Origin of the sequence: Paenibacillus sp. Pae15, assembly GCF_024519685.1 — a bacterium.
GTDB classification, from domain to species: Bacteria; Bacillota; Bacilli; order Paenibacillales; family NBRC-103111; genus Paenibacillus_G; species Paenibacillus_G naphthalenovorans.
Window position 1 is genome coordinate 1 of the sequence record NZ_JALJRM010000051.1, and the last position, 17,810, is coordinate 17,810.

General features: G+C 43.2%; 13 protein-coding genes and 5 pseudogenes. 6 read left to right on the top strand and 12 right to left on the bottom strand.

All coding sequences use genetic code 11. From position 1 onward, the window contains the following. Positions 1–147 precede the first annotated feature (147 nt). From NR121_RS25265 to NR121_RS24330, 4 genes and pseudogenes are all read right to left on the bottom strand, one after another. Positions 148–2,031 carry a flagellin N-terminal helical domain-containing protein gene (locus NR121_RS25265; RefSeq protein WP_309144128.1) on the bottom strand — a complete coding sequence of 628 codons (1,884 nt, stop codon included), beginning with the start codon at positions 2,029–2,031 and terminating at the stop codon, positions 148–150. A gap of 457 nt (positions 2,032–2,488) precedes the next feature. Beyond that, positions 2,489–2,790, bottom strand: a pseudogene (locus tag NR121_RS24320) (ATP-binding protein); the annotation flags it as partial. 333 nt (positions 2,791–3,123) lie between these two features. Further along, positions 3,124–3,526, bottom strand: a pseudogene (locus NR121_RS24325) (transposase); the annotation flags it as partial. A gap of 395 nt (positions 3,527–3,921) precedes the next feature. Continuing rightward, positions 3,922–4,104 carry a hypothetical protein gene (locus tag NR121_RS24330; RefSeq protein ID WP_137671250.1) on the bottom strand — a complete coding sequence of 61 codons (183 nt, stop codon included), beginning with the start codon at positions 4,102–4,104 and terminating at the stop codon, positions 3,922–3,924. A gap of 386 nt (positions 4,105–4,490) precedes the next feature. On the opposite strand from NR121_RS24330, the gene NR121_RS24335 reads away from it, so the two are divergent. Continuing rightward, on the top strand, positions 4,491–4,649 hold the full coding sequence (locus NR121_RS24335; RefSeq protein WP_235594207.1) for a DUF6431 domain-containing protein: 159 nt from the start codon (positions 4,491–4,493) through the stop codon (positions 4,647–4,649). An 81-nt stretch (positions 4,650–4,730) separates the two neighbouring features. Here NR121_RS24335 and NR121_RS24340 read toward each other — a convergent pair. Then, positions 4,731–4,915: pseudogene (locus NR121_RS24340) on the bottom strand (DUF6444 domain-containing protein); the annotation flags it as partial. After that, positions 4,912–5,769, bottom strand: a pseudogene (locus NR121_RS24345) (Druantia anti-phage system protein DruA). The pseudogenes NR121_RS24340 and NR121_RS24345, both read right to left, overlap by 4 nt. A 99-nt stretch (positions 5,770–5,868) precedes the next feature. Here NR121_RS24345 and NR121_RS24350 point away from each other — a divergent pair. From NR121_RS24350 to NR121_RS24360, 3 genes are read left to right on the top strand one after another with little or no spacing between them, the layout of a single operon-like run. Next, on the top strand, positions 5,869–7,437 hold the full coding sequence (locus NR121_RS24350) for a spore germination protein (protein WP_074727470.1): 1,569 nt from the start codon (positions 5,869–5,871) through the stop codon (positions 7,435–7,437). 15 nt (positions 7,438–7,452) lie between these two features. Beyond that, positions 7,453–8,580: a Ger(x)C family spore germination protein gene (locus tag NR121_RS24355; protein WP_062410533.1), complete on the top strand. Its 1,128-nt coding sequence runs from the start codon at positions 7,453–7,455 to the stop codon at positions 8,578–8,580. 16 nt (positions 8,581–8,596) lie between these two features. Continuing rightward, positions 8,597–9,694: a GerAB/ArcD/ProY family transporter gene (locus tag NR121_RS24360; RefSeq protein WP_256832081.1), complete on the top strand. Its 1,098-nt coding sequence runs from the start codon at positions 8,597–8,599 to the stop codon at positions 9,692–9,694. A 325-nt stretch (positions 9,695–10,019) separates the two neighbouring features. On the opposite strand, the pseudogene NR121_RS24365 reads toward NR121_RS24360, so the two are convergent. From NR121_RS24365 to NR121_RS24385, 5 genes and pseudogenes are all read right to left on the bottom strand, one after another. Then, positions 10,020–10,256 (bottom strand): annotated as a pseudogene (locus tag NR121_RS24365) (ATP-binding protein); the annotation flags it as partial. Between the two features lie 253 nt (positions 10,257–10,509). Further along, positions 10,510–12,957: a DEAD/DEAH box helicase family protein gene (locus NR121_RS24370; RefSeq protein WP_074727456.1), complete on the bottom strand. Its 2,448-nt coding sequence runs from the start codon at positions 12,955–12,957 to the stop codon at positions 10,510–10,512. Then, positions 12,938–13,267 carry a nucleoside triphosphate pyrophosphohydrolase gene (locus NR121_RS24375; RefSeq protein ID WP_054820274.1) on the bottom strand — a complete coding sequence of 110 codons (330 nt, stop codon included), beginning with the start codon at positions 13,265–13,267 and terminating at the stop codon, positions 12,938–12,940. The genes NR121_RS24370 and NR121_RS24375 overlap by 20 nt, the downstream gene beginning before the upstream one ends. Positions 13,268–13,409: 142 nt before the next feature. Next, positions 13,410–13,973 carry a hypothetical protein gene (locus tag NR121_RS24380; protein ID WP_256832082.1) on the bottom strand — a complete coding sequence of 188 codons (564 nt, stop codon included), beginning with the start codon at positions 13,971–13,973 and terminating at the stop codon, positions 13,410–13,412. A gap of 42 nt (positions 13,974–14,015) precedes the next feature. Continuing rightward, positions 14,016–14,735, bottom strand: a complete 720-nt coding sequence (locus NR121_RS24385) for a uracil-DNA glycosylase family protein (RefSeq protein WP_256832083.1) — start codon at positions 14,733–14,735, stop codon at positions 14,016–14,018. 287 nt (positions 14,736–15,022) lie between these two features. Between NR121_RS24385 and NR121_RS24390 the strand changes: the two genes are divergently transcribed. Next, positions 15,023–15,397, top strand: coding sequence for a BlaI/MecI/CopY family transcriptional regulator (locus NR121_RS24390; protein WP_054820277.1), 375 nt, complete (start codon positions 15,023–15,025; stop codon positions 15,395–15,397). 9 nt (positions 15,398–15,406) lie between these two features. Further along, a complete protein-coding gene (locus tag NR121_RS24395; RefSeq protein ID WP_256832084.1) occupies positions 15,407–17,134 on the top strand; it encodes a M56 family metallopeptidase in 1,728 nt (575 codons plus the stop codon). 88 nt (positions 17,135–17,222) lie between these two features. Here NR121_RS24395 and NR121_RS24400 read toward each other — a convergent pair. Further along, positions 17,223–17,810, bottom strand: a 588-nt coding sequence (locus NR121_RS24400; RefSeq protein WP_256832085.1) for a hypothetical protein, incomplete at its 5' end; no start/stop codon positions are given.

A 17,810-nucleotide genomic window follows, 5' to 3' on the forward strand; every position in this document is an offset into this window, starting at 1 on the left:
AGTTCTCCGACACGCAGCTGGCTGCCGCCTACTTGGAAGCCATCTGCCAAAGGCAGCTACATCGGACGAAGTAAAGCCGCTGCAAGGAACGGATCCGGCCCAATATGCAGGAAAAAATAAGAAACCCTCCATATTATTGGAGAGCAGTTAACTATTACTTAATATTTGCAATACGGCTTCAGGCTGCTGATTCGCTTGAGCTAACATGGCTTGGGAGGCTTGAGCGAGAATATTATTTTTTGTAAACTCCATCATCTCTTTTGCCATATCAACATCTCTTATTCGTGATTCTGATGCCGTTAAATTAATTTTATAATTTGAAATATTATTATGAATGTGTTCTAGTGCATTTTGATATGCACCAAATTTAGCACGCTCTGATGATACTTTTTCTAATGCTTTATCTATTTTAGAGATAGCAGATTCTGCGCCTTGGCTGTTTGAAATGTCAATATTATCCACATCAAGTGCAGTTGCTCTCGCATCAGTTAAGAGGATTTGAAATGTATCGCTTGAGTTTGCACCTATTTGTAAACTTCTCCACGTAACGCTACTTGTTTCATTAATTACTCTGAAGTTTGAAATTGTATAACTACTACCATTCATTTCCCTTTCAAACTTTAGAACCCCGTTATCGTTTACTGCGATTATACCTGCACTTACATTATTGAATTCATTATTTAAAGCATTGATTAAACTCGTAGCTGTATATGAACCAGGTGATAGTGTTATTACCTTTTTAATACCTTCGTCAACAATAAACTCCCACTTATTCTGTCCAGCTCTTACCGTTATTCCGCTTATAATATCAATATCCGTTTTTAGATAACTGGTTGTCTTTGGAGTCCATACATCTCCTAGCTGGGATAAACGCAAAAACAAGGGATTAAGTGCATTGCCTGACACTAATTGAATTGCATTTTCCGAACTACTGTAGTTATGTGTGAGCTTAAGAATATAATGCTTATTTCCAGGTCCAGCACTCATATTTACTCCAATTGAAGGTGACATTGAAGCGGTAATACTAGCACCTACATTGGCAAATTGATTATTTAACTCCGCAATCAGTTCATCTCTACTATACGAGCCTTCAGTAAGAACAATTGTTTTAGATACCCCATTTTCAATAAAGTTTAACGTATCATTAATGCCTGCTTCAACAGTATACCCTACGGAAAAATCAGCTTCTCTTCCCCAAACTTCATAATTTCCACCAAATTGGGGTTCTGCTGCAAATATCTCATTAAATGCTGTCCCTTCAACCTCAATCGTATGGTTACCTGGAATTGTACTCGTTAATAACGTTCTCATATGAGTATCATCCCAGTCACTATATACATCAGATAGTGTAACAGGTGCGCCTAGAGCAGTCAGCTTGGTATTAATATCATTGTATAATGCAGTAGAAGAACCGCTGTAGAATCCTGGCGATATATTAATGGAGTACGCTGTACCATCAAACTTGATTGTCAACCCATCATTAACTCCAGAAATAATATTTATTCCACTTGCCGTATGTATGTTCTCACTGTTTCCAATCAAAGTTGATCTTGTTAGTGAGGATATATTATCACCAACATATGTAGAAAAGCTTACTGTCGTTAAATTACTGTTTTCAACATTTAAAAGGTTAATCCCATTAAATTGAGTGAGATTTGCAATATCATCAATTTCTTGTTTTAACTGCATTATTTCCTTCTGAATCATATATCTATCTTCATCAGTTAATGTATCATTTACCGCTTGGACAGCTAATTCTCTAGCTCGTTGCAAATTATCAGTTATTTCTGTTAATCCACCTTCTGCTGTTTGAATTAAGGATATCCCATCTTGAATATTTCTCTCCGCTTGCTCTAATCCTCTGATTTGTGCCCTCATCTTTTCAGATATTGCTAGTCCTGCTGCATCATCTGCCGCTCTGTTAATGCGTAAACCCGAGGATAGTTTTTCTAAAGAATTCCCAATAGATCTATTATTTTTGTTAAGTCTATTTAATGTATTTAATGCTGATATATTATGAGCTATTCTCACGAAAACCACCCGAGGTGTAAATACTAATTGATATATTTATCGACTGATATCAATGAATAATTTAGTATAAACTACCTTACTTCTTATAGATAGTACTATCAAAATCAAAATTGTTGTGCATGAATCTAGCCTAGAAATCTGCACCATACACCGATTGCCAAGCTTTATAGAGAACACGAATCTATGACATTAGGCTTTGCCCTCTTATCGTGGAGCATAAAAGACCCGCGCCATTTGCATGCCGTCCCGCAGTCCGGCACGGTACATCCATTTCTTTTCAATCGTATGTCGTATGTCGGTAATTCAACGTTTCCTCCCATTCGAGGATGAGCTTGAACTGCGCGGAGGTCAATTCCTGTTTTAAATGTTGCTCGATTTCAGACTGCTTGTTTTTCGCAAGAGAAAAATGCTAATTTCGGCAGCGAAAAATGCCGACAGACACTTGCCAGTAGAATCATCAACCCGGAATTCGTTCCATCGCCTGTTTCAGACGGAAACTATCCCCGGTAAACGAGAGAATGTGAGCGTGGTGTACAAGCCGGTCTACCAGCGCTGACGTCAATTTCGTGTCCCCAAAATACTCGTCCATTGTCCAAATTCCAGATTAGACGTCACAATCACGCTTTGCCGTTCATAACAATCCGCAATCACGTTAAACAGTAGTTCTGAGCCCGTTTGGCTGAACGGGACGTATCCCACCTCATCGAGAATCAGCAAATCCATCTTCCTCAGCTTCTCCCGAAACTTACTGCTATTACCCTAATCTTAATGTTTTCTTCATTTGTCCGATCACCAAGCTTCTCATATCTTGCTTTGAAATTTTCAACAATTTGACTTTCCATTTTTTTACACACCCACATACAAACTTAATCAATTCCCTATAAATTGTCAAACATTGATTTTGATTAAAATGGTCTTATAAAACATATCTAGAAGGTTATATGTGTTAAATATAGGGGTATAGAGCAGTTCGTTATATTAAGGTTGATAACTAAATTAGTGCGTTTTGGTGCGAGTCCCAAAGTAAAAAACGCCTAGAAACCGCACCATGCACCGATTTCTAGGCATTATTGAGAAAGTGAAGCTAGGACACGATACGTCAATGCCGTACAGATCCCGCATATGATCTTCAATGTCTCGAGTAGACATGCCTTTCGCGTAGAGGCCAATAATCTGCTCCTCTAAGCCATTGAGGGTCGTTTCGTGCTTTTTGATAACTTGAGGCTCAAACTCACTGTTTCGATCACGTGGTATCTGCAGTTCGGTGTTGCCAAACTTTGTTTTGATGGTCTTTTTACTGTAGCCGTTCCGACTGTTGCCTGTTAGATCGCCTTCAGAACTGTGCTTGATGTAGCCTAAATGGTTGTCTATTTCGGCTTCAAACAACTGGCTGTAGGGTGTCGCGACACATATTCTTTAGCATCTCATGAACATCTTCAACCGTCCGGCAATCCTTAGCTAATTCCTTCAATGTCTTGTCTTTTGCATCTTGCATAAATGATCATCTCCCTAATGGAAAGTTTAACCATTTACACAAAACTTAGTACGTTCTCAGTAGCTCCTTCAAATAGAAGGGGCTTTCTCGTCAATCTGACCAGCACCTTGTCCTGGTGTTACTGCTAGGGCCATATGCTTTAATTCTAAAATCTACCTTCACGAATCCACGAACGCAATCTAAATAACCAAAAGATTATTATCGAAGTCCATATAATTATATAGACTGTTCCTTTGATGACCTGATCATTATTCATAACAATGTAAATAACACCTATAATATCTATCAATAACATGATTCCTATGGAGATAAAAGCAAGAGAGCGCCATAATGTTGATCTATCCATAAGAATGCTCTCCTTCCTTCTGTTATTTGATACAAAGGTCAATACTTACTTAAAATCCGCTAACTACACTTACACCCCAACTTGGGTCAGAGTTATCCCAGTTATTAAAATTCGTAATCAAGCTGCGTGCATTGTTTTGGTAGGTAACCGCAGTATTACTTAACTGAGCTCTAGCAACTGTAGTATAAGTGGATGCTAAAAGCAATTTTTTCTTACCAAAAATCTTATTCAATAACAAAACCTCCACGTATGTTTTTTTGTAACAAATTCAATTATGTGCAATATATGTATAAATTGTAATAGTCAATACATACTAAATATAGTAATGTTGCCGCTGAATCATAATGCCCAATAGCTGACTGAATTGCCTGTCCAGGGATTGACGAATATAATGACCGTATCACAGTAAAGGAAAAGGATGCCCCCATAAACGTGTACCTGTTCGAGCAGGTTCACTGGAGACATCCTCACACAAAAATTCAACATGGTCATTGTATCAAATTATGAGCTGGTTGAGAAGATTACCGGCGTTTTTTGTTAGGTGTGTGGAAGTGGTTCCCTGCCCCTGTTGTGGGGAGTCGGAAAAGAATCAGTAGGAATGCTACGGGAGAAGTCAAGGTGTTATCGCTTCGAAGATTACGCTGTACCGGTTGTTGTAAGATACATCATGAGCTACCGGACTTTTTAGTTCCTTACAAGCGTTACGAATCTACTTGTATAGAAGAAGTGGTCTCTTTAGTGCCTTTCCTTTCTAATAGCTCCCGTTCCTTGTCGTAAAAACTCATTCTTATACTTTTGTTCATCCATTCCACGGTCTCTCTACCGCCCCGGTTCAATATGGTCCAAGTTCGGTTTCTTGAATCCGTCCGATGATGGCGGTTTACCGGAATTGCGGCTATTTTGATCAATTGGTTTTCAAGTGTTTTGACTCGTTCTTTCAATTCATGGATTTCGGCGGTGAATTCCCGAATTAACCCTTGAACCAAATTGACGACGGCATCGGGACCAGCTTCATACACTTTAAGAATATCTTCGCGTTTCATCGGAGAGCACCTCCCTTACGTGCGGGATGAGGGGATACAGATACACATCTTTGACTCGAGACTTGGAACAGACGCTGCGTGTCGTCGCGGCTGCGCCCCTGCGTCTGTCCGACGCGAATCCAATTGGCAGCCCGGTAACAGACGCCGCGAAACCGCTCTTGATCGACGAAGGTTTCGAGCATATAGATGGGATGTCCATACTTGTACATCCAGTCGTCGCTAACGCGTTTGGCGATGGCAGCGAGAATGTGACTGGCCAAATGAGGAACACGGACCCATGGCAGAATGAGAAATCTCATGTTGTTTGTGATGAATGGCAGAGCCTCTTGCCGAGCAGCCGCATTCCAGCCGATCCACTGATCGCGGTAAGCGACCTTCTACGCGGCGGAACCGAAGAGCAGACAAGCAAGCGGACGCTGCTGCCGATCGAAGACGAGGTATTTCATATTCTCGCCGACGGTACCGCTGAAGCCGAGGTAATGGTATTCCGCCAGCAGATGTTTGAACAGGCGGGACATGGCCTTCTCACGAACCGCCTCGATACGCAGAGGTGTCAATTCGCGCAGCGTACACACAATGTCATATGTGGAATGGGGGACAGAGCGAAGATGTCTGACCGCATTTCCAACACCAACCGAGCGTGGTGGCGGGAGCGTGATCTGTCCCATTCGCTCTAATTTAAGAAGCATGGTCCGACAAGCCATGTCTTTGAGTTGACCATTGGCATTCACCCAGTTCCACGCTATACAAATTTCCTGGGAAAGGCGGCTTCGATGCCAGTCTGGATGATCCGCGATAAGACCGCTGATCCATTCGATATTTTCTTGAGCAAGGTTTCGTCCTTGAATCTTCATGGTTCGAGTTTAAAACAAAATCCCGCTGAGTCCAGCAGGGATTTAAGGGGTACCTGAATAGTTACCCATTTTTAGGGAATATTATTATTGGTGATTCCCTTGATTAAATGGATAAAAAGTAAAATAAAGTATCAAAAAGAAATACGCAGACAACCTGAGATAGAAGAGCAGTTCATATCTGCTACATTATCTGATAATGTTTCTTTTTTAACAAAACTATATCAAGAAAGCTCCGATATTGTTTTTCGATCTTTTTCAATCGGTAAAAATCAAGATGTAGAAGCTTTTTTTGTGGCAGTCGACGGTCTGTTCGATAAAACGATGGTAAATGAACATGTTCTAAAACCGCTAATGAGTCTTAGTCTTCAAGAAGGAAATGAATCTGATCTTCTTAAGCATATTGAGAATACCGTAATTAACATAAGCAGTATAAAAAAAGAAAGTTCAATGAAAAAAAGTACCGCGCAGTTAATGAAAGGGGATTCACTTCTATTCATTAATGGGTTAAACGAAGCTTTGGTTCTGGGAGTGCGGGCCTGGGAAAGCAGAGGCATTGAGGAACCGGTAACGGAAACCACTGTGCGCGGACCAAGGGAAGGGTTCGTTGAAACCCTTCGTATCAATACATCCATGCTGCGGCGCCGGATTCATCATCCCAAGCTGCAGATTACCCAAATGGTTGTGGGCGAGGTTACACAAACTGAAGTAGCAATCGCATATATTGATGACATTGTCTCGCCTGGAATTGTAGAAGAAGTTAAGAAACGACTCCAGCGTATTCGAATTGACGCCGTATTGGAAAGCGGTTATATCGAAGCATTTATCGAAGATGTTCCCTTCTCAATATTTCCTACGGTCGCCAATACTGAAAGACCGGATGTCGTTGCCGCACGGTTGCTTGAAGGAAGAGTAGCTATATTTGTGGAAGGAAGTACCACGGTATTGGTCATTCCTCATCTTATGTTTGAATCGTTTCAGTCTTCAGAAGATTATTATTCGCGTCCCTATTATGCAACCATCATCCGCTTGCTCAGACTGGCCGGTTTCTTGGTAACCACTCTTTCACCGGGTGCATATGTGGCATTTCAGGATTTTCATAAGGAGATATTCCCAACTGAATTATTAATCAGCATTGCTGCATCCAGAGAAGGTGTGCCGTTCCCTTTGGCCATAGAAGTGTTATTAATGCTCATTACATTTGAATGGCTTAGAGAAGCAGGAGTTCGAATGCCAAGACCGGTCGGACAGGCTGTCTCCATTGTGGGTGCCTTGGTGATCGGTGAAGCGGCGGTCAATGCAGGTCTTGTCGGAGCACCGACAGTAATAGTTATTGCTGTTTCTGCAATTACCGGGTTTCTGGTCACCGGTCTTGCCGATGTCGCGGCAATACTTCGGTTTCTATATTTGTTCGCTGCGGGAACATTCGGGCTATACGGTATGATCTTAATCGTTGCTGCATTGATGCTTCACGTAGCATCCCTTCGTTCCTTCGGCATTCCATATATGTCCCCTTTGTTTCCGATTACATGGAGCGGATGGAAGGACTTATTTATTCGAACTCCATTGTGGGCTCTAAATCGGCGTCCCGAAGTTTTAAATACAGTAAATGAAATTCGACAAGCCGAAGGACAGAGACCTCATCCTCCGAAAAATTACGAAAATGATTAAAGGAGTGCGAAATAAATGAGAATTTCGGGTGGGGTCTTTCTTATTATTTCTATACTTGTATTAACAGGATGTTGGGGTAGGTCTGAATTGAAGGATGTTGGAATTGTTGCTGCAGTCGGCATTGATGTAAAAGATGAAAATAAATTTGAGGCCACGACTCAGGTAGTGAAACCCGGCGAGGTGAAAAAGAACAAATCAGGTGCGGTACTTGTGAATAGTACTACTGGCTTTACCGTTTTTGAAGCGGTACGCGATTTAATTATAAAAGGGGGAAAAAAACAAATCTGGCATCATATTAATGCCTATATTATAGGTGAAGAAGCTGCCAAGACCGGAGTTCGCCCCCGCATTGATTTTTTGGCCCGAGATCACGAACCCCGTTTTCGCATGAATGTTTTTGTCACAAAGGGCAAGGCCAAGGATCTCTTAAACATGAAAAGCAATATCAATCCCATTCCTGCCGCCGCAATGCAGCTTGCCTTGGAAGAACAAGAAAGCTTGGCCAAGGCGCCGAAAGTGGAATTGCATGATTTTATTCAAAAATTAATGGAACCATACGAAGATCCTTATCTTCCAATAATACGGAATGGAAAGCAAAATTTTGAAATTTTCGGCACGGCGGTTTTTAAAGACGACAAAATGGTGGGAGAGTTAAATTCAAAGGAAACGAGGGGGATGTTAAGAGTAGTAGGTGAAGTTCAGGGTGGACTTCAAGTGGTCCAATATAAACCCGGGAATGATGAAGTGCCGAATTATCTTTCTATAGAGATTAAAAAATCTCAATCGTCTATGCGGAGTCAGGTGATGGATAATAAACCCAAAATCATTATAGAGATTAATGAGACGGGATTCCTAGGCAGTATAACCAGGCCATTGGAACTAAATGATACGACAATAAAGTCAATTGAACAATCCTATGCACAGACGGTTAAAAAAGAAGTCGAACATGCGATAAGAAAAATTCAAAAAGAATTAAAAGCAAATATTTTCGGATTCGCAGGAGTCATTAACCGTCAAGATAAACAGTACTGGAAAAATCATCATCAGCACTGGGAAACGATATATCCCTCCATTGAAGTGGATGTTCGTGTGAAAACCCACCTTCCTAAAAATGGGTTAATTAATAATAACCCTGGAAAATAAAATCAGGTGAGACGATATGCAATTTATTTCCTACCGACAGTCCGTCTTTTTGCTTTCAATGATTTTGCCTGTTATGGGCCATATGGTACTTTTGCATACTATGTTTCTCTTGTCCGGAAGAGATGCATGGGCGGCCATTTTATGTACAATTCCCATTGGCTTATTATTTGGCTTTATTTTATTTCGTCTTCATAAGCTGTACCCGTCAAAAACGCTTGTTGAGTTGTCGGAGCTGGGGTTCGGCACCATTTTGGGAAAAGCTCTTTCACTGGCATTCCTGGTCTATTTTATGTATATGTTAGTGATTACACTCTACGCATTACTCGATTTTATCCAAGTAGTTTTTTTGCCGGAAACACCTAGTTGGGCTTTGGGGGCAGCTTTTTATCTTGTGGTATTGTATGCAGTTCATACAAGAATCGAAAGTATAGCGCGCATAAGTGAAATTTTACTGTTAATTATTATTTTTACCGGAGTATCAATAGGAATTGCAACGATACCGGAAAAAGATCACCAAAATCTGTTTCCTTTATTCGAGCAAGGGTTGATGCCTCTGATGAGCGGCATGTTAGTAACTACAGCCTTGTTCGGGGAATTTATCATACTGCTGATGCTGAAGTTAAAAAAAGATCACGCTAAATCGAAATCGTTGTTTTTTACCAACTCCGTATTCGTTTTACTCATTACATTCATGTTTCTAGGGACCATCTCGAGTACTCTAATGATTTTCGGTCTGGAACAAGTTAAGAATCTTGAATATGCGGCTCAAAGCGTCGTTAGAATGGTAAAGTTCGGATTTATTGAACGTTTTGATGTCTATGGTATAGCCGTCATGGTTTTAGGTTGTGTAATAAGGATGTCAACATTCCAGATTGTTCTGAATAACGGAATTCGCCAATGGTTAGGACTTAAAAAAGAGTGGGCGGTGCATCTGGCAATCACAATTGCGGTGTTCGTTATCACCTTTGCAGGCATTGAAAATCATCGCCATTTCGACGATCTTTACGTTACAACGCTTTACCCGTTATCGGCGACAGTCTCTGTGGCAATTCCAGTATTAGTCTGGATTGTTTTAGAACTAAAAAATATATTAAACAGGCAGGGAACAGGGTAAGTCCATTTTACTTTTACTCACTATGCAATGCCTATGTATACCCATGACCACGCCACTTATATTCGCCAGATGCACGAATGGCACATGAAAATGTCACGTTACCACGATCAATTGAGAGCTCATCATTTGGAAAGAGCAAAGCACTGGAGTTGTCAAAAAAAGTGCAGTTTGAAAACACCCTCATACTGAAATCCCATTACTAAGCGGCTTGTGCCAGCATTCTTTCGCGATAAATAGCCGGGGGCCAGCCCCCTGGATTAGAGGTGTAGATCTGCCTGTAACCGTCAAGACCTTTTGAACAATTTTCGCTAATTAATTTTGAACACTAAGCGTTCTGAAAAATCGTCTGCCGATACTTCAAGCGATAGCTGTCTCCGTTCAGCTGAATCACCTCGCTTTTGTGCAGGATTCGGTCAAGGATCGCCGTTGTAATGGCCTGATCCCCCAAGAGTTCGCCCCAATCTTCGGGGCCTTTGTTGGAAGTTAAAATAATCGATGTTTGACCATAAAGCTTGTTGATGAACTGAAAGAACATGTTCGCTTCATTTCGGTCCATGGCAATGGGTTATGTTGTACAATTAATTGTACATGATAATTTTATAACTGCTATCCAAGACAAAACACAAGATGAAGTTCTAATTTCCAATGCAAAAAAATTCAGACAATCCTATTTGGAAGGTTTGTCGAATCTTGATGCTGACTTACCAAGCGAACTAATGAAAAATAAGGAGAATAATGAATAGTAAAAAAGGAGATTGCCAACATCCAGCGGCAAATCTCCTTTTTTCGGTAGGTAATAACCTCCATTCCACATATCATAGATGAGCTCCCCGCTTTTCCTCTTTTCGCTCGAAATGATGATGCAACCTATACAGACAAATCTCCTTCGTCCACCGGTGCAGTATGGATAGATGCTCAGGAGCAGGTTCGAATCTTAGACTAAACACACCATCCTCGAAGCGGGTCATGCTTCCTTTAGCCGAGCCCCATTTCGTCATTGGCATCCGCTCAATGAGCTGGCTAACGCCGATCTCATTGTATTCCCAGAGTCGCTTCGAATCCTTATCGGAGAAATCGATTCGCCTCCGGTATTCCTTTTCTGTTAGATAGCTGTGAAAGAATGGCCCTACCTCCTGAGAAGTAACCGGTTCTGCCCAGTGCTCAGGCCCACGCTCGAGCATATACAGGAGCACGATCATTTTATAACTCTTGGTCATGACGGTCTTCTCGACATCGCGTATCCAAGCCTCATATCGATAATAGATGTCCTCTTCTTCCTTCGTTAAGCACTCGGCCCAGAGGAGAAAGCCGATATAAGAACCGAATTCATTCCGATATTCCCAGCTGTTCGAGCTCCCATGAAGATGAAGCTCCAGATAGGTAGGGATTCGACCAAGCTCATTCTTGAGATCCAGGAAAGAACGGTGTAGACGCTCGCGATGCGGCAGCTTCTTACGGCTTAATTCGTCCAGCAGATTAATAACAGACGTCTCCAAATGGAGCTCGCATCCATCCGGTACCGTCGGGATGACCGGTTCCTTGGCCGTTCTCTTTCCTTCACCGTCATTAGCGAATAATCGCAGCTTCACGTCTGCATTACGATAATTTCCGATGAGGTCAATGATTGTGCAGTGCGTCTTTTGCTCTGATAACCGCAGTCCCCGGCCAACCTGTTGTGTAAATACGGTTAAGGATTCGGTCGGTCGGACAAAGAGCAGCGTATCGACACTAGGAATATCTACTCCCTCATTGAACAAATCCACCGTAAATATGATTTCTAAATCTCCTCTATCCAGACGGTCTATTGCCTCTCCCCTCGTAATTCCTACGGCACCAGAGTGAAGGCTGACTGCAGCTACTCCTCTGTCTTGAAAATACCCCGCCAAAAAATCCGCTTGTCGGATTGATGAGCAAAAGCCAATCGTCCGTGTTTGCTTATGCTCTCTCCAGGCATCGTAGATCTTGTCAGCCAGCGACTCTCTCAACTGAGCTGCAGTCAACTGCTCGTCATCATAATGCGTTCCAAGCCATCGGATGGATGAATAATCTGTATCGTCATAGACCCCATAGTATTGGAACGGGGACAACCAGCCGCGACGGATGGCTTCAATGAAATGAATTTGGTAGGCGACGTTGCCATCACAAAGCGCATACACATCCTTCCCGTCCATTCGGTCTGGGGTAGCTGTGATACCTAGTAGAAATTTCGGCTCAAAATACTGGATAACCGATTGGTATGAGTTTGCAGCTGCATGATGGAATTCGTCCACCACGATAAGATCAAATCCGTCCGGTGCGAACGATTCACGATGCTTCTTCATCCCAAGCGTGTAGATGGAAGCAAAAACGCAATCCGCGTTCCCTTCTTTTTTTACACCATTATAGATACCGAAAGTTTTGTCCGGCATGATGCGCTGGAATGACCGTTTGGCTTGATAGAGAATTTCTTCTCGATGCGCAATGAACAGTACGCGTTGAAAACGCTGAGCGAAAAAGCCCGCAAGATAGGTTTTTCCGAGTCCGGTGGCCATCACGACCATGGCTTTGTCATATTCTTCTTCTAACGTTCTCTCTAGCGCGTCAAGAGCATCAATCTGAGCAAAACGTGGATGAATCGAAGCTTGTTCGTCTTCCGGAACCTTATCCTCTACAGGATCGCTGGCGTTTTCGGTTCGGTACTCATTCTCCTCCATCTCGGTGATCATTCGAATTAGCTCTGGATTTTTGCGATGGTACGTCCGATATTCCGCTTCATACAGAGCAATGGTGTTGTCATTGAGCGGCAGCGTAGAATCGTGATAAAAGTTTTGCATAAACTTCTCTAATGCCACTTGGAACGTATAAGGCTCGGCCTTTGCATTCATAGCCAGGTTCCACTCCATCCCCATTCTCATGGCGGACATGGAGAAGTTAGAGGAGCCAACAATAAGGAGCCCTTCACCGTTTTCGTAGTCAAACAAATAGGCTTTGGGATGAAAGGATGTTCCCATACTACGCCATAGCCTTGCCTCCAGCCGAGGATCAATATCACGTAATGCCTGCAACCCCTCCGGCTGCGTAACGAACAAATAATCCCCAGCGAGAACCTTAACCTCAGCTCCCCGTTCGATTGCACCTTTCAAATGGGGCGCGAGCAATCGTACTCCTGACTGCATAATGAACGAAGTCATAATATAGATTCCGGAAGCATTCTGCATCCCGGTGATTAGATCATCTGCTAAGTTTTCCGTAATCAGCTTGACATTAAGCGTTGTCGTCGACATCGATTAGATACACCCGTTTCTGGAATCCGCCTCGAGCTTCCGCCTTCTTCTCTCTCAGGGCTTCAAGCTCTTCCCATGTTGCTCCATGCACAACCGCCAATGCCCGGATGACCTCAAGCATATCTGCAAGCTCTTCCAACGACTCCTTCGAACTCTCAGCAGCAAAGTATTCCTCCGACTCTTCCTTCAGCTTTAGTATCAACTCTTTCTTATACTCTTCCTCATCCAAGATCCGCGTGCGAAATTCTTTGCCTGTAGCTTCAATGACTTGGGGAATCAGATCCCGAACTAGCTTATTGTATACCGGCATAGATTCTCATCCTTTACATGGTTAATTATGTATCTTTATTTTATCATAACTGAAGAGCATAAAGGCTCTAGTGAATAGAGGGTTATATAAGATGTCTTCTATGTTTAACCTAGCTCATAAACCTAGATTTGTCCCCTACTCCCTACTCTATTTCTACAATATAAAATTTACTTTGAGCATTTAAGTCCTTCCAGTCAATCGCATAGCTACCCGATAGCGAAATGGATTCTTCATCTTTGCCGGAACCCGTAGGTTTGTAGATGTTCCCGTAAACCGCATACTCTTCCCTGAAAAACTTGTAGATGCCTCTATTATTTGTCCCTTGGTAAAAGGGTTTGTCGGATACCAGTGCAACACAAGCTGTCTTAGCGAATCCTAGAGCCTTCAGCTGCTCCATGAATTTTATATCCTTCACAAAGGAATACATTTGTTCAGGATACTGTCCCTTTAAAGGGCATTTCAGCTCAATTGCATACTTCTCCGTGTAATCCTTCGTAAATATTGAGATGTCGATTTCCTTTTTAATGGTGCTGGATTGGCTTGAAAAATACGAAACATTACGCTCAAACTGAACTTTATATTGAGGGAGCCTTTCTCGTAAGTAAATCCCCAACTCGTGCTGTAAGCTGAATTCGTTGTATATTTCGATTCTATGATCTTGTACATGCTGAAAAAAGCTTGAAATCATCGTTTTCAGTGCCAACATCTGGACCAACTCCTATGCAAAAATGAACCAATCCTTTCATTTCTAGATTGACATTCTATCATCGTATGGACTTTCCAGGTAACGCTTGATTCGCAGCCAGTCCAACTTTTGCTGTTCGAATGGTCTGTTTCTTCGTCCTAAACTGCCGCAATGAAATACCGGAAACACAACCGTATTCCCGCTGACCTTGATCGGTGAATCACGTTCGACCAATTCTCTGAATTTTATTCCTTTATGCCCATATTCACGCAGTAAGGACCTGGTAGCCTTCTCTCCCAGAGTGATTACAACTTTAGGTTGAATAATGTCTTCGATGAGCGGCTTAAGAAATGTGGACACACAATTTCGAAACCACGATCCTCTCACTTTACCTGCTAAACCGCCTTTTGTTTTCATACACAATATCGCATTGGTAAAAAATAAATCCTCGTGTCTGTTTCTTGCAGTACGCTCGTCAATGTCCACACCAGCGATATTCAACAATTGAACCAATGCGCGGTTCGTCGCACTTTCTTCTACGTTGGATTTCCCTTTTTGTCCAACCAGTGTGTTGAAATCTCCCCAATCCTGTCCAACAACCATTATTTTGGCATCCAGACTGCCTTGCCACTCTGTCCAGTGGCCGATTTTATTGGTATCAAGGGACTTGTCCTGCACCAGTCCTGGATTTATCAGCTCGTATTGCGCAGGATCACATATCGTGCATTTTTTCCGTTGATTGACTAGTGCTTTATAAGCGATTTGTTTGTTCGTATTACTCATATGCTCGCTCCTTTCCTCAGGTATCCGTCATTTCCTCAATCAAGCTACCTAAATGATAGCATTTGTAGACAGATCAGTTCACGCCTATCTCAAAGCTTCAGTAAATAAATTCCGTTGTAAAAGCAGACTCAGCAGGAGCCAGTTAGGTTTGGCTTTCCCCCACTACAAATCGTCCTAAATCCCCTCTCCCTTGACACCCACTACACCCTGTAGTAAATTATAATCACTACGTAGTGTAGTAATTCATTTCGTTATGGACGCATAACGACTGTAGTGAGGTGTTCACCGTGAACCAAGTTCAGAAGCTATCGGATACGGAAATGGAACTCATGGAGGTGATCTGGGAGTGTGAGCCTCCTGTCACATCGACGGAATTGCTGCGGATTTTTGCGGGGCGGGGCAAAGCGTGGAAGGCCCAGACGATCTCTACCTTCCTGTCGCGTCTGGTGGATAAAGGGGCACTGGAAGCCACAAGGCATGGCCGAACGAACATGTATACGCCCCTGATCTCACCGGAAGATTACAAGCTGGCCGAGACGCAGCATGTACTGGACGGATTATACCAGGGATCGGTGAAGAACCTAATCGCTGCCTTATATGACGGCGACAAGCTTTCGGATGAAGATATTAAAGAGCTGAAGCAATGGTTTTCCGGAAAGTAGGTGCAGCCCATGAATACCATTCTTGAACTACTGATTACGCTGAATGCCGCCGGAAGCGTCGTCGTAGCTTGTATTCTTATATTGCGGCTCTTGCCCGCCGGCGCCTTCCCGACCAAATGGCGTTATGGACTTAGCAAAATGGCCGTAGGCTTTTTTCTATTCCCCGTAGTCCTAGGTATTCAGTGGATCGTATCGCTGACTTTCAACGCGGCAGCTACCGTCCCGGCTATCGGCGGGCAGCCTTCAACAGTGGAACAAGGGCTATCCGGAACTTATTCAGGGTTCAGTCCGGAACCGCTTATTACGGGGCAGACCATTACAGCTCAAGCAGCTCTATTCCTTATTATCGTATGGGCAACCGGCGTGATCGTTTTTGCAACATGGCAGCTGTACTGCTATCGCAAATTTGTAAGGACACTAGAACATTCACGCACCGCCGTTCCGAGAGACAGCCAGGCAGTTGAACAACTCTCCTTGATTAAAGAACCTCTTGGATTGAAGCGCAACGTTCGGCTTGCTTACAGCTCTGCTCTTCGGAGCCCTGTTCTTGTCGGGTTATGGAAACCGACCATCTATCTTCCTAAAGAGAATATCGTTAACGTGAATATGGACATGATCATGCGTCATGAGCTGATCCATCTGAAACGGAAAGATTTATGGGTCAAGGCCTTCACCCTGGGAGCGTCAGCCTTGCATTGGTTTAACCCCTTCATACACATTCTCCGTAAGGATATTCACACCTGGAGCGAGCTGTCTTGCGATGAAGAAGTTGTCAGAGAGATGTCCCATGCCGAGCGAAAACGGTACGGGGAGACGATTTTGAACGTCATGGCGGGAACAAGGCATTTACCCGTGCGATTTTGCGCCTCCTTATCGGGTGATGGCCAACAATTGAAAAGGAGATTAATGATGATGCTGAATGTAAAGAAACTAAGAAAGAAAACATTATATCTGACGATAACAGCTGTATTTTCCGTTGCCGCAATTAGCACATCCGCAGCGGTATGGGCTGCTCACTATTCGCCAGAAGTCATTCCATATGAGGAAGGTCAGGCTGAGGTTCGACCAAGCGAGCAAATTCCGAAAGCGGCCCCTGCTGATGCGGTAATTGAGAAGGAACCCCACCCTGCTGAGGCACAGCCAAGTCAAGCTCCTGCTACACTTGTAGCGGAGAATGAATCAGATGAGGAAGTCCAAGTCAAAGAACCTCAACCCGTACCTACACTGGAGCCCGAGCCTGCAACCGAGCCCAAACCTAAAAAAAGTAGCACGAAAGCTCCATCCGTCACTGCTCCCGTCGAATCTTCGGCTAACAACGGATTAAGTGCCATCCAAACTCCATCAACCACGATGGTACCTAAAGAGGAAGATAAACCGGGACTATTCGGCCCTGAACTTCGGCTAATCCCAGAACCAGCTCCGGATAAAGATAGCCGTAATGACAATTCTCATTCAGGCGACATTCCACCGGGAACTTCTATTACAATAAGAAAATTAACTCCTGAAGAAAGTGCTGAATTTAAAGATAGAGAACTTGCAGCAAGAGCTTTGTTGTCTCCTGAAGAACAGGCCGAGTTTGAAGAAGACGATTATGGGCTGCGTCCAGACTCAATACCACCGGGAACCTCCATTACAATAAGGAAATTGACACCTGAAGAAAGCGCTGAATTCAAGGAAAGAGAGCTCGCGGCAAGAGCCTTGCTGTCCCCTGAAGAACAGGCTGAATTTGAGGACTAAAAACAACGAACTCAAGAGAAAAGTTTGCTTTCTAACATGAAGAAGCACTGCCGGGGGGCAGTGCTTCTTTGAGATTATGGATAACACCTTAATTAGTGCTTGAGGTAGTCCATTCAAAATATGCACTTCTTGAATTTGCCTCGTTCGTGCTTGTTTTGATTTGGAAAGTGTGGTTGCTGTAACTGCCTGTGTCAATAACAACCAGCGAATTGCCCTTAATATTCGATCTCCACCACTGGACATTGCTGTTGGTTTGACTTTGAATGCTTAAATTAACGGATGGCATAGTGCCAGGCAAGTCCCCTACGTATATTAATACATATCTATCTGGAGATGGAATAAATGCATGGCCTACGTTTGCTCCTTGGTTCCCATCCTTATTAATTGGCACGGTAACATTTCCGCTCCAGCTATCAGATAAGATGCCAACATCAAAGAGACTAACTTCTTTGTTTCCATTGGCTCTTTGCTCAAGCAGAGTGATCTCTTCCGGAGTCAATGGTCTGACTGTGATAGAGGTTCCAGGTGGGGAGAATTCTTCTAATTCCACAGGACTAGCAAAAGCCGATACGGGTCTGTCAATAATTTTGTGTAAACTCATGTATAAAGGAATCTGCCCTAGGGGAGATTGGCCCCTTACGGCAAGTGCTGCCCGATTCGATCCGGAAAGAAAACG

Bases quoted from the DNA above. Each gene is read 5' to 3' on its own strand.
- NR121_RS24370 (WP_074727456.1), bottom strand. From the start codon at position 12,957: ATGTCGACGACAACGCTTAATGTCAAGCTGATTACGGAAAACTTAGCA.
- NR121_RS24380 (WP_256832082.1), bottom strand. From the start codon at position 13,973: ATGTTGGCACTGAAAACGATGATTTCAAGCTTTTTTCAGCATGTACAA.
- NR121_RS24355 (WP_062410533.1), top strand. From the start codon at position 7,453: ATGAGAATTTCGGGTGGGGTCTTTCTTATTATTTCTATACTTGTATTA.
- NR121_RS24395 (WP_256832084.1), top strand. From the start codon at position 15,407: ATGAATACCATTCTTGAACTACTGATTACGCTGAATGCCGCCGGAAGC.
- NR121_RS24385 (WP_256832083.1), bottom strand. From the start codon at position 14,735: ATGAGTAATACGAACAAACAAATCGCTTATAAAGCACTAGTCAATCAA.
- NR121_RS24360 (WP_256832081.1), top strand. From the start codon at position 8,597: ATGCAATTTATTTCCTACCGACAGTCCGTCTTTTTGCTTTCAATGATT.
- NR121_RS24375 (WP_054820274.1), bottom strand. From the start codon at position 13,267: ATGCCGGTATACAATAAGCTAGTTCGGGATCTGATTCCCCAAGTCATT.